The organism is Carboxylicivirga sp. (genome assembly GCF_982718395.1).
In genome coordinates, this window is the sequence record NZ_CEXQWX010000008.1 from 1 (window position 1) to 13,214 (window position 13,214).

Here is a 13,214-nt window from a genome sequence, read left to right on the forward strand (position 1 = left end):
ACAGGTGAATGATCTTTTTTGTCTCAAAAAACTCCTCTTCAAAATAGTTGGTTAACGAGGTTACTGACACGCGATTTTTATATTCTTTTATCTCCTGCTCAAAATCTCCACCTTTGAGATAAACAATTCCATTGCTGATAGCATTGTTTTGTTGTGACAGGATTTTATTCTTACAAAGCTTAACAAAGGCAGGAAAGGCTGTAACTGCACGACTAATTATAAAGTCATATTGTTTCGGATGGTTTTCAACCCGGATTTGCTCTGCACTTAAATTATCTAACTCCAGAGATTCTGCTACACCTTTTACAACTTTAATTTTCTTACCAATCGAATCAATAAGGTGAAACCGGCATTCTGGAAACATGATAGCTAATGGAATTCCAGGGAAACCGCCACCACAGCCGACATCCAATATTCTGGTTCCTTTTTCAAACTGTATAAATGAAGCAATACCAAGTGAATGCAATACATGACGTTCGTAAAGATGATCCATGTCCTTTCGTGAAATGACATTGATTTTTGCATTCCAGTCGGCGTATAAATCACCCAACTGACTTAGTTTGGTTTCTACTGATGGGTCTAAATCAGGAAAGTACTTTTTAATTATGTCCATGGCAAATGAGCAGGATATAAAATCCCGAATAATAAATTAGACAGATCTTCAGATATTAACCAATTTTAATATCTGTATTTTTTAAGGTGTTGAAGAGCAATTCACGTGCTCTGAAAAGTTGCGCCTTAACTGTTCCCAAAGGTAAATCCAGTTCTTCCGCAATTTCTTCGTACGAGAATTCTTTGAAGTAACGCAGTTCTATCAGAATGCGATAGCGAGGTTTCAGTTTTTGAACAACTGTTCGCATCAGAACCTTCTTTTGCTGTTTGATCAGGTGTTCTTCAGGATCAGGAGTTTCGTCTTTCAGGTGGATTGGCTGATCGTTTTCTTTATCCTCAGTAACACCACCATCAATGGATACAATGTTATTTCGCTTTTTTCTTAGAAAATCAATGCAGTTATTCGAGGCAATTTTAAACAGCCAGGTACTAAATGCATAATTAGGAGAATATTGATGTATGTTTTTAAAAGCTTTACCAAAGGCTTCAATGGTTAAATCTTCAGCATCACTTTTATTATTAACCATCTTAAGAAGCATAAAGTAAATAGCATCACGATAGCGGCCCATTAATTCAGCAAAAGCTTTTTGATCCCCTTTTACTGCAATTTCTACTAAGTCTAAATCATACTTTGCCTTATCAGATAGATTCGGATTTACTTCCATTTCTTCTTCTTTGCACTAAAAATATTAATTACCCAAACGCTCCCAATTAACAATGGTGTTAACAAATCGAAAAGAATGGTTGCCCAATATAATTTATTCTCTCCCATTTTTTCAGCCGCTTTAGCCAGTACAATGTGCACTATAACCAAGCGAGATGTAAATAACAACATAGTTAACGGAACAAAAGTAGGAAAAAAAAGTGAACAAAGCGTTAATAGCCAAAATATTTGGCGTGTCAAAGCTTCGCCAATAAGCCAGCACTTTATCCCTGTTTTGTAGACCGGTGCGGTCGTCAAGTGTCGTGATTTTCGTGTTATCCATTCCCTAAAATTGAGCGGTGGTATGGATTCCGTTTGCCCATTGTAACATGGTTGTATGGTTGTGTTATGTTTATTGGCACATTGTCGGATAAATAAATCATCATCGCCTGATGAGATGTTAAAATAGTTTTTGAAAACATTGTTTTCAGTAAATAAAGATTTGGTATAGGCCATGTTGCGACCAACTGCCATAAATGGTTTACCTCTTAATGCAAATCCCATGTATTGAACTGCATTAAAAAAAGTTTCGTATCGAAGAAACAGGTTAAAAAATGACTTTTTCTTCTCAAAACGTCCGTGACCAATTACGATTTGCTTTTCTTCAGTAAATTGAGCAGCGATTTCTTTGAGCCATTGATCCGATACAGGTCGACAATCGGCATCGGTAAAAACTAGATGCTCATTTTTTGCCGCTTTAATGCCAAGTGTCAGTGCCAGTTTTTTTCCTTCATAATGTTGCTGACTCAAAGGAATACTGGTGTAATAAAGATTTGGATGATTAGCTTTTAATTGGGCTAATACTAAATCAGTATCATCGGTCGAACAGTCATTTACTACGATGACTTCAAAGTCCGGATAATCCAACCGACAAATCTCAGGTATTAAGCGTTGGAGATTTTGAGCTTCATTTTTGGCACAAATAATTACAGATATTGGTATATCCTGACCACTTGGTTTTGCAGGAGAAAACTGTGATGGCTTAAGCATGAAGTACAGGATATAAAACACCTGAAATAACCATGAAAATCCATAAATGCCAATAAAAATATATAAGGTAGTTTTCTCCACAACTTCGAATTTTACCCAAAAATGCAATATATTTTTAGATATGCCTCTTTGGGATGATGTAATTTTTCAGATAAGCTCACATTCCGGTGGAAAAATAATGAATTGGGTCTAGGCGACTAGTATTGTAATGAAACTTACAGAATACTCTTCTAATAATATCATAGAATTGATACCCCGAAAAGAAGCATCATTCTTATTTTATTTATATCATGTGCTATTGTATATTTGCAGGCTGCTTCAAATCTTTGGTTTGAGACGCTTTGAATAATGACAATAATTATTGACGATGAAGTTTGAGTTACAGCATACAGATACAAAGAGTAGTGCACGTGCCGGGAAGATTACAACTGATCACGGTACCATAGAAACCCCTATTTTCATGCCGGTTGGAACCGTTGGTTCTGTTAAGGGAGTTCATTTTAGGGATTTACAAGATGATGTAAAGGCTCAGATCATACTCGGAAATACTTATCACCTATATTTACGTCCCGGATTAGAAGTTTTAAAAGCTGCTGGAGGTTTGCACAAATTTAATGGTTGGGACAAGCCAATGTTGACAGATAGTGGAGGCTATCAGGTTTTTTCATTAAGTGATAATCGGAAATTGACTGAAGAAGGAGCAATGTTCCGTTCGCATTTGGATGGATCAAAACACTTGTTTACACCTGAAAATGTTGTAGACATACAAAGAGTCATTGGTGCAGACATTATTATGGCATTGGATGAATGTCCTCCCGGAGATGCAGAATATGCTTATGCTAAAAAATCGATGGAATTAACACATCGCTGGCTAAAAAGAGGTATCGATCATTTTGATCAAACTGAACCATTGTATGGTCACTCACAAACTTTCTTTCCAATTGTACAAGGTGCAGGTTATCGTGACTTAAGAACACAATCTGCTGAATTTATTGCTTCCCAGAATCGGGAAGGAAACGCTATTGGTGGTTTAGCTGTTGGAGAACCTACAGAAGTGATGTACGAAATGGTGGAATTGGTCAATGGTATTTTACCAAAAGATAAGCCCCGCTACCTCATGGGGGTTGGAACACCTGTTAATTTACTTGAAAACATTGCGCTTGGAGTGGATATGTTCGACTGTGTAATGCCAACTCGTAACGGTCGTAATGGAATGCTGTTTACTTCCGAAGGAATATTGAATATGCGTAATGAGAAATGGAAAAATGACTTTTCACCTGTAGATCCAAATGGAACTTCATTTGTTGATCATCATTATACGAAGGCCTATCTAAGACATTTGTATGTTTCCAAAGAGATGCTGGCAGCACAAATTGGCAGCATGCATAATCTGACATTTTACTTATGGTTGATGGGAGAGGCTCGCAAACATATTCAAGCTGGTGATTTTGCAGAATGGAAAGATGTAATGGTTAAAAAATTAGCTACCCGATTGTAGAATTGAATGAGTGCAAGAGGTGAGTAAATTGTCTTAATAATCGATAAGGGCTAAAACCAGTCTTTAGCTTATAACTATTTTTTCGTTCTTTTGTGTTTGCAAGTCTTCTTGATAAAACTGACAAGCTTTGAAAAAAATTGATTTATATATACTTAGGAAATTCTTAGGAACTTTCTTTTTTGCTATTTTATTAATCATCAGTATTTCGGTGGTATTTGATGTAACTGAAAAGATTGATAATTTCTTTGAGCATGGAGCACCTTTAAAGGCTATCATTTTCGATTACTACAAAAATTTCATACCCTACTTTGCCAACCTGTTTACACCTTTGTTTGTATTTATAGCCGTTATTTTCTTTACCTCTAAGATGGCTTATCAGACAGAGATCATCGCCATTTTATCAAGTGGTGTTAGTTTTAGACGGATGATGTATCCCTATTTCTTAGGAGCAGCAATCATTGGTGTATTTTCATTTCTTTTAGGTGGTTATGTTATTCCTCCAGCCAATCAAACACGAATCAAATTCGAAAATGAATATGTAAAAAACCGCAAGGCAAAAGGGCTTGAGAAAATCCATATGCAAATTGAACCAGGTGTTTTTGTCTATATGGATAAGTATAGAGCTTATAGTGGAAATGGTGATTACTTTTCCATGGAAAAATATGATGATAAAGAGCTGGTCTCAAAACTATCTGCCCGATATGCTAAATATGATACAGCCAGTGGGAAATGGCAACTCAGAAACTATGTTCTTCGTGAATTTGAAGGTGAAATTGAGCACAAAATATCAAGTGGATCTACTATGGATACTTTGATTGCCAATGTAACACCCAAAGACTTTAAGGAAGAGCGCAAGTATTTTGAGATGATGACCAATACCGAGTTGAACACTTATATCGACGAACAAAAAGCCCGGGGTGTAGGTAACCTGGAGGAGTTCCTGATTGAGAAGTACAAGCGAGTGGCTTCACCCTTTAGCGCTTTTATTTTAACCTTGATTGGAGTGTCATTAGCATCGCGTAAAGTACGCGGAGGAATGGGACTTCATATTGGCGTCGGAATTGCCTTAAGCTTTGGATATATTTTATTTATGACTATATCAACTACCTTTGCCATTAATGGTAATATGAATCCAATCCTGGCCGTTTGGTTACCAAATATTGTATTTACAGCAGTTGGAATCTTTTTATATATGAGAGCACCAAAATAAATTGACACTTAAGTTTTTAAGTAAGATATTGGGCTTGGTCGGTTCGCACTATATGACCTTATTCCTTTTGTTAAAAAAAATAAATTAGTAATTATGCACTCTGAAAAATTATTAATCAGGGTGTTGATATACGCGTTTTGATTAATAGAGGTTAAATCAAATTATTGGATTATGTCATTGAAAAAACACATCCTAGACCTTCGGAAAAGAAAGGAACAAGTGCAAAAGGGTGGTGGCGACAAAGCCATAGAGAAGCAAGCAGCCATGGGAAAAATGACGGCTCGCGAACGAATCCTTGCACTCGTTGATAAAGATTCTTTCACCGAATATGATCTTTTTGTTGAGCATACCGCACGTGATTTTGGTATGGACAAAAAGCAGTTGCATGGTGATGGGGTAATTATCGGTACAGGTACCATCTATGGTGCACCAATCTGTATCTTTGCACAGGACTTTACTGTGGCCGGGGGATCATTAGGATTAATGCATGCCCGTAAAATAACTAAAATCATGGATCATGCTTTAAAGATGCGTGTGCCTTTGATCGGTATTAACGATTCAGGTGGTGCTCGTATACAGGAAGGTGTGAATTCATTAGCCGGATATGGTGAAATTTTCTATCGTAACACTTTAGCATCAGGAGTAATTCCACAGCTTTCAGTTATTTTAGGACCATGTGCCGGTGGTGCTGTTTATTCACCAGCATTGACTGACTTCGTTTTTGTTGTTGAGAATATTTCTAAGATGTTTATTACCGGACCAGGTGTGATTGAATCAGTACTTGGTGAGAAAATTTCGATGGAGGATCTTGGGGGAGCTCGGGTTCATGCAGAAATTACAGGTAATGCACATTTCTTCTCAAACAGCGAAACAGAATGTTTTGAGCAGATTAAGAAATTAATCACGTTTATTCCCTGGAATAACAGCAAAAAAGCAAAAGCATTCCCTCCAAAGCCGCCTAAGTTTAAAGGTAATATTGAGGATATTATTCCTTCAGACCCTAAAACGCCATATGATGTTCGTGACGTTATCAAAGCAATTGTTGATGATTCTGATTTCTTCGAAATTCAGGAGCTTTGGGCAGCAAATATCGTTATCGGTTTTGGTCGCTTAAATGGAGAGACTGTTGGATTTGTAGCTAACCAGCCAATGGTACTGGCAGGTGTATTAGATTGTGATAGCTCTGATAAAGCTGCTCGTTTTATCCGTTTCTGTGATTCATTCAATGTCCCAATTATTACTTTGGAAGATATGCCAGGCTACCTTCCTGGTGTTGATCAGGAGCATGCCGGTGTAATTCGTCATGGTGCAAAAGTACTTTATGCATATTCAGAAGCAACTGTGCCTAAGGTAACGGTTATCTTGCGTAAAGCTTATGGTGGTGGATACATTGCAATGAATTCACGTCACTTGGGAGCCGACTTTATGTTTGCATGGCCAATGGCTGAGATTGCAGTAATGGGACCAGAAGGTGCAGCTAATATTATCTTTAAGAAAGATATTGATGAAGCTGAAGATAAGGATGCGATGCGTGCAATTAAGGTGGAAGAGTATAAGGAGAAATTTGCGAATCCATATGTGGCTGCTGCGAAAGGATATATTGACTCAGTTATCGAGCCAAATGAAACACGTTCGTTGCTACTGCATGCAATTGAAGTATCAGCTGGTAAAGATGATCATCGTCCGGCTAAGAAACATGGTATTCCTCCATTTTAATAGCTGCCTATATGAGTACAAAGAAAACAGAAGAATTAGTTGATTTTGCTATACTTAGCATGAAGTATAAAACAAAATTGACTAAGAAATTCGAAAATCGCGTAAAATACGAGGCACCGAATCCGGATCACATTATGTCCTATATACCGGGTACAATTTGTGAAGTGTTCGTGAAGGAGGGCCAGAAAGTAAAAGAGGGTGAATCACTTTTGATCTTGGAAGCGATGAAGATGCGTAACCAAATTGCCATGCCGCGAACTGGCATGGTTAAATCAATTAAAGTGGCTCAAGGAGATAGAATTCCTAAAAACCATTTAATGGTTGAGATAGAATAAGAAAAGCTGCCTTCGGGCAGCTTTTTTTGATAATATATGAAACTTCCTAAGCATCTATAAGATGCTAAGGAAGTTATTTTTTTACAACTGTTTGATACAGGTAAAGTAATCTTCTTTACTTTCAAATACCGGCTTTTTATCAAATATACCAAATACGCTGGAGCCGCTACCTGACATACAGGCGTACAATGCACCTGCGTCATAAAGCTCCATTTTTATTTTGCCAATTTCAGGAAATTGCTCAAAGACAGATGCCTCAAAATCATTTTTGATATGATGTTTCCATTGCTCAACAGGTAGTTTGATTAATTCAGTTAAGGAATGTTGAGATGGTGTTGGTTTTATGCCAGCATAGGCCTGAGGTGTTGAAACATGAATGGGTGGTTTTATCAGAACCAAATGATAACCCGATAAACTCAAATCAACAGGTTTCAGGATATCACCAATGCCTGTAGCATAAGCTGGCTGATTATTAATAAAAAAAGCACAATCTGCTCCCAGCTGAGCGGCCATCACGTGCAATTCTTCGTCAGAAATATTAAGTTCAAATTCTTTATTAATTAGTTTAAGCATAAATGCACCATCAGCTGACCCACCTCCAAGTCCGGCACCAAAAGGGATCATTTTATGCAGATGTATTTTAACCGGAGGAACAGAATAGTGCTCTTTTATCAGGTTGAAAGCCTTAATGCAAATATTGTCTTCTGGTTTGGCATCTACTTCTATACCAGAATTGCTAAAGGTGTAGTTTTGATCCCCTTCTTTATTAATGACAGCTTCGAGTGCATCTGTTAAAGGAAGCGGATAAAAAATGGTTTCTATATTGTGATAGCCGTCAGCACGTTTTTCAACTACATTAAGGCCAATGTTTATTTTTGCATTCGGATAACAAATCATGATTTCATAGTATTTCATACAAAGAAATGGTTTATCGGGCAGTTTTGAAATGTGAATCAACGATTGTTTCCAATTATTTTAGTTCGTTGATGATAGCTATTGGATAAATCAGCTCAGCTTCGGATTGAATAGACCCCAGCTTCGAACAATTATTTGTTTATTCAGCAACAAAGTAAACCTGCTCGTGGCAATTATTATGCTGCTCAGCATAAATTTAGGATTGCTCTAAGCCATTTATATGTTGCTCAACATAAAAGAGGGGTTGCTCCGGGGCATTTATATGTTGCTCAGCATAAAAACGGATGTGTTCTGAACGATTTTACCATTGCTTTTTGAAATTATATGGCTTGCATGTTGTTGCGTATCAGGGAATCGAAATGGGGGAGTGAAAAAAGCTATAAATCAGACTCAATAAAATACGATTGCTAAACGTTCAATTTGTATCTTTGTTGTTCTGAATTTTTTCCAAAGAGATTTATGGCCGATAACAGGTATTCTAATAGAAAAAAGCCGATGGCAGGCTTGGAAATGGGTAAGTTGCCACCTCAGGTAACCGATCTGGAAGAGGCTGTTTTGGGAGCTTTGCTGCTTGAAAAGGAAGCTTTTTTAAATGTGTCTGAGCTTTTGAAACCAGAGCATTTTTACAAAGAAGCGCACCAACACATCTATAAGGCCATTATGGATTTGGAGGCACATGAGCAGCCCGTTGATATGCTGACTGTGACGCAACAGCTCAAGAAGATGACTAAGCTTGAGGAGGTGGGGGGTGCCTTTTACATTACTCAATTGACTAGCAAAGTTGCTTCGGCTGCCCATATCGAATACCATGCTCGCATTATCTGGCAAAAATACCTGCAGCGTCAGATGATTCAGATTTCAAGTGATCTGCAAGGTAAAGCTTATGATGATGCTATAGATGTAAATGATCTTTTAGAAGAAGCTGAAAGTACATTTTTCATGCTCTCACAAGGAAGTATGAAACGTGATGCTACGCAGATTAATCCGGTGATTCAGGATGCGATTGATAGAATTAAAGCGGCATCAGAGCGAACAGATGGTATGAGTGGTACACCATCAGGTTTTGCGGCTTTAGATCGTATTACATCAGGATGGCAGGGATCGGCGTTGATCATTATAGCAGCGCGTCCGGCGATGGGTAAAACAGCTTTTGTATTATCCATGACAAGACAAATGGCCCTGAATCATAAAACACCAGTTGCTATTTTTTCCCTGGAGATGTCCAACGTCGAACTGGTGAACCGCCTTATTGTATCTGAAACAGAGCTTTCTGCTGATAAAATCAAGAAGGGATCGTTGGCACCATACGAATGGGAGCAGTTGGATCATAAAATTCAGAATCTGATTGATGCACCTATCTTTGTTGATGATACAGCCGGTTTATCGGTATTTGAATTACGTGCCAAGTGTCGTCGATTAAAGAAACAACATGATATTCAGTGTGTAATTATTGACTACCTGCAGTTGATGAATGCAAGCGGTATGAATCCGGGCTCACGTCAGGAAGAGGTGAGTTTGATATCGCGAAACCTGAAAGGATTAGCCAAGGAACTGGATGTACCAATCATTGCGCTGTCGCAGTTGAACCGTGGTGTTGAAGGACGTGCCGGGGCAGAGGGTAAGCGGCCTCAATTGTCCGATCTTCGTGAATCGGGTGCGATTGAGCAGGATGCCGATATGGTGTGTTTTATTCACCGTCCTGAGTATTATCGAATCACTGAGGATGAACAGGGTAACTCATTAATTGGTATGGCCGAAATTATTATCGCCAAGCACCGTGCAGGACCAACGGCTGATGTGCGTCTTCGATTCCGTGCAGAGCTGGCCCGCTTCCAGGATGTAGAAGATACCGAATTTGATGATGGAGGAGGCTTTTCACAACCTGCTGCATCGCAAACTTTCGGATCTAAAATGAACCAGGATACTGGCAATAATGGTGATTCGGCTCCAGCAGGAGGTCAGCATTTACCTGAATTCCCAGAGGGACCAGGTTTTAACAGTGATGTTCCATTTTAATACAAATCTTCCCGGATGATATTATTATCGCGTTGCTTGCGAAGGTGAGCCTTAGCTTGCTGTTCGCTCATGCCTTTATCATCCATATAGATTTGTAACAGTGTCTGTTTTACTTCTTCCCCCATTTTAGTATGGCCGCAGAGGTAAATAATGGCTCCATCATCTAGCCAATTCAATAAACGCTCTTTATAATTAAGTAGTCGGTGTTGCACATATTCTTTTGTATCCTGATCGCGGGAAAATGCGGTATTGATATAGGCGAGTGTATCATTTTTATAAAAGTCGATTATTTCATTTTCGTATAAAAAGTCTCTCTCCTGGTATTTATCTCCCCAAATTAACCATGCTTTCTTTTTAATATTTTGTGTTTCTAAATCCTGTAAAAAGGCACGATAAGGAGCAATACCGGTACCAACACCAATTAAAATTACAGGTATTTCAGGATCATCCGGCAGGTGAAAAGATGGATTGCTCACTAAGCGATAGTTGATCTTCGCTCCTTCTTCCAAACCTTCATTTACAAAGGTAGAACCAGCCCCTTCATACTCCCGTTCTTTTTGCTGAAAGCGAACTGTTTTAACTGTCAGATCAATCTGATCTGGCTTAGCTTTAGCCCCTGATGCAATGGAGTAATAACGTGAATGGATCGGTTGAAGGATGCTGACAAACTGGTCTGCATCCATAGTACACGGATAATCGCTGATTAAATCCAATACATCGCTATTATTGATGTAGTCTCTTAACTGTTCTTTGTTATTATAAAGTTCACTAAGCTTATCACTATTATTGATTTTCATATAGCGCCTGATAACCGGGCGAGTTAGTTTAGTGATTTCGAACTGGTAGAGCAGTGAATATTCAAGAGAGTGGTTGTACGATACCAACGCCTGCTTTCTATCCAGTTTTAGTATTTCGAGTATTCTGCCAACAAGTTTTTGTGGATTGGCTGGGATGATCTCAATGCAATCACCAGCTGAATAGTCCACATGATTTTGTGAGTTATCCAGTTCGATATGGTAAACCGGCTGTTCGATATCAGCTTTGGTCAGCTGCTGCCGTTTAAGCAAATTAGCAGTTATAAATTCAGGCTCTTCAATTACCGCTTCAGAGGCTGGTTTACTGCCTTTTTTGATACCAACAATTGCATCGTAACTGTTTTGAATCCATTGCAAGGCCGATTTTTTAAAATCCAGATCACAATCAACACGGTTAATGATTGGTGTGGCATTTAATTTCTTAAGTTGTTCATCCACCATTTTACCCGCACCACAAAAATTGTCATAACTAGAATCACCCAATGCACAAATTGAATATTGCAGATCAGATAGCAGTGGCATTTCTTCATGTTGCAACAGGCTGTAAAACTTACGGGCATTAGGTGGTAATTCACCTTCGCCATCGGTGCTTATCACAATTAAAACCTGCTTTTCGGCAGGCAGGCGACCTACATCATATTTATCCATGTTATAGCATTCGCTCTCTATGCCGCATTGGTGGTAATATTTATGAGCTTGTTGCGCTATAAGCTGTGCATTTCCTGTTTTTGTACCATACAAGATGGTCACAGGCGGGCAATTATAATCTGATTTTATATTGAGGTTAAGTGGCTTTTCCTTTTTCTTTAGTAGAGTACTGAAGAATCCCATATATGCTGCATGTTTGTTGTTAAAAAAATGAAGATTTATTGTCCGCTTATGTTTGTCTGTAGAGTGCTAAAATACTCAAAATAATTAAGAGGCTTAAAGCTTTTTTCAGGCTGGTTATACTAATTTAAGCTGCAAATTCACTTACAAGTATAGTGCCGAAGAGATATTAAATTAAGCATCACTCGTTATCTGAACATTATTACCAAAAAAGCTAAACAGCAAAGTGGTTATAAAGTTTCAATGATAATTGATTTCAGTTAAAACGCTTCACCAATCCTAAAATAAATACCCCAATCGTCTTTTCCAAAAGCAGCATCGAGCCCAATATTAAACTTAACCGTTTTAAAAGCGCGGTATCGATAACCAACTCCAATCCCTGGATAAAGGTCCCAGTTGAAATCTGGTGTATCTGATCCATAAATGGTAGCCAACCCCGCAAAACCAACCAATCCCATTCTGTTTTTAAGATTATAGCGGTATTCTCCCTGAAGTGCCAACAATCCATCTCCACGGTACTTCCCCTCTGAATATCCTCTGATATCAGTGCCACTTATAGTGACCTGTTGCTCAAATGCAATATTACCTAAACCAAAATTCCCCGCAATTCGAGCTGCAACCACATCCGATTGATTGCGAACAGAAAAATAGTGATTATATTCTGCCAGAATCTTATCAGCATTAACTTCATTCCCAATCCAATCAGGAAACGACTTCCACCTCACTTTTGCCAGGCTACCTGTATTAGGATAATAAACATCATCGCGCAAATCCAGCGCTAAACTGTATTCAAGGGCATGCGTTTCAGTTCTTGATTCAGGACGAATATCATCCTCAAATGTGGTTAGATGATTGGCATAGGTATAAGTAAACCCACCATAAAGTCCCTGTGTAATTTTACGTTGAACACCTGCGCTGATAATGGTTGTTTCTGTACCAAATTCGTAAAAACCGGGAAATTCTGCATGATCCATAAAAAACTGGGAGTAATGATCGCCTGTTCCTCCAAAGAAAGTTATGCGCCACTTATCTTCTGCAAAATATAACCTGTTGAAAAAACCTATAAATCTTGAGCCATTAGTTGTATATGCTGCAGCGACTCCGGATAGGGACTTGGGCGAAATATCATCATCAGGATTAAGTTTGTACATGGCCATTGGAATCAGTCCTAAAATCAATTTCAGGTTCCGGTTGTAACTTAAATAAGGCATCAAACTTAAATCAATCCTTTTCTCATCGATTGTATCACTTTTGCTGTCGCTTTGTTGAATCTGAGCCAACATTGGACTGGTGACCGCAATTAGTAATAATATGAGGATATACTTTTGAATCATAGAAGGGCATTAGGTTTATTGATATTTTTCACAGAACAGAATGTTAGAGATTGTATAATTGTTTACCACTAACATTTAATATTAAAAACTTGTAATGATAAAATGTTTAAAGTTAATGGGGAATTTCAGGAAGTAAGTGGTTTATTAAAATGATATAGCTATACTCGCCGTCCTGCTAATCAGTTGAACGACGAGTAAAGCCCTAATCAAAGAATCTTCTGCTTATGCTATATGGAAGTTGT

At 38.3% G+C, this 13,214-nt stretch carries 11 protein-coding genes; 5 read left to right on the forward strand and 6 right to left on the reverse strand.

The features are described from left to right. The 3 genes from rsmG to AC4MRQ_RS03060 all read right to left on the reverse strand — a co-directional run. The coding region (gene rsmG / locus AC4MRQ_RS03050) for a 16S rRNA (guanine(527)-N(7))-methyltransferase RsmG (protein ID WP_491196167.1) at window positions 1–613 on the reverse strand (613 nt) is incomplete at its 3' end. A gap of 55 nt (window positions 614–668) precedes the next feature. Then, window positions 669–1,277: an RNA polymerase sigma factor gene (locus AC4MRQ_RS03055; protein WP_491196168.1), complete on the reverse strand. Its 609-nt coding sequence runs from the start codon at window positions 1,275–1,277 to the stop codon at window positions 669–671. Beyond that, on the reverse strand, window positions 1,268–2,386 hold the full coding sequence (locus AC4MRQ_RS03060; RefSeq protein ID WP_491196169.1) for a glycosyltransferase: 1,119 nt from the start codon (window positions 2,384–2,386) through the stop codon (window positions 1,268–1,270). The genes AC4MRQ_RS03055 and AC4MRQ_RS03060 overlap by 10 nt, the downstream gene beginning before the upstream one ends. A 286-nt stretch (window positions 2,387–2,672) precedes the next feature. Between AC4MRQ_RS03060 and tgt the strand changes: the two genes are divergently transcribed. From tgt to AC4MRQ_RS03080, 4 genes are all read left to right on the forward strand, one after another. Then, window positions 2,673–3,803: a tRNA guanosine(34) transglycosylase Tgt gene (gene tgt, locus AC4MRQ_RS03065; RefSeq protein ID WP_491196170.1), complete on the forward strand. Its 1,131-nt coding sequence runs from the start codon at window positions 2,673–2,675 to the stop codon at window positions 3,801–3,803. Between the two features lie 127 nt (window positions 3,804–3,930). Next, window positions 3,931–5,013: an LptF/LptG family permease gene (locus AC4MRQ_RS03070; RefSeq protein WP_491196171.1), complete on the forward strand. Its 1,083-nt coding sequence runs from the start codon at window positions 3,931–3,933 to the stop codon at window positions 5,011–5,013. 171 nt (window positions 5,014–5,184) lie between these two features. Further along, window positions 5,185–6,729, forward strand: coding sequence for an acyl-CoA carboxylase subunit beta (locus AC4MRQ_RS03075; RefSeq protein WP_491196172.1), 1,545 nt, complete (start codon window positions 5,185–5,187; stop codon window positions 6,727–6,729). An 11-nt stretch (window positions 6,730–6,740) separates the two neighbouring features. Beyond that, window positions 6,741–7,064, forward strand: a complete 324-nt coding sequence (locus AC4MRQ_RS03080; protein WP_491196173.1) for a biotin/lipoyl-containing protein — start codon at window positions 6,741–6,743, stop codon at window positions 7,062–7,064. 81 nt (window positions 7,065–7,145) lie between these two features. Here AC4MRQ_RS03080 and ispE read toward each other — a convergent pair whose 3' ends face one another. Further along, window positions 7,146–7,979, reverse strand: a complete 834-nt coding sequence (ispE, locus tag AC4MRQ_RS03085) for a 4-(cytidine 5'-diphospho)-2-C-methyl-D-erythritol kinase (protein WP_491196174.1) — start codon at window positions 7,977–7,979, stop codon at window positions 7,146–7,148. 495 nt (window positions 7,980–8,474) lie between these two features. Between ispE and dnaB the strand changes: the two genes are divergently transcribed. Then, a complete protein-coding gene (gene dnaB / locus AC4MRQ_RS03090) occupies window positions 8,475–9,995 on the forward strand; it encodes a replicative DNA helicase (RefSeq protein ID WP_491196175.1) in 1,521 nt (506 codons plus the stop codon). On the opposite strand, the gene AC4MRQ_RS03095 is transcribed toward dnaB, so the two are convergent. Beyond that, window positions 9,992–11,641, reverse strand: a complete 1,650-nt coding sequence (locus AC4MRQ_RS03095; protein ID WP_491196176.1) for a diflavin oxidoreductase — start codon at window positions 11,639–11,641, stop codon at window positions 9,992–9,994. The genes dnaB and AC4MRQ_RS03095 overlap by 4 nt on opposite strands. A gap of 257 nt (window positions 11,642–11,898) precedes the next feature. Further along, on the reverse strand, window positions 11,899–12,972 hold the full coding sequence (locus tag AC4MRQ_RS03100) for a BamA/TamA family outer membrane protein (protein ID WP_491196177.1): 1,074 nt from the start codon (window positions 12,970–12,972) through the stop codon (window positions 11,899–11,901). Window positions 12,973–13,214: the final 242 nt, after the last annotated feature.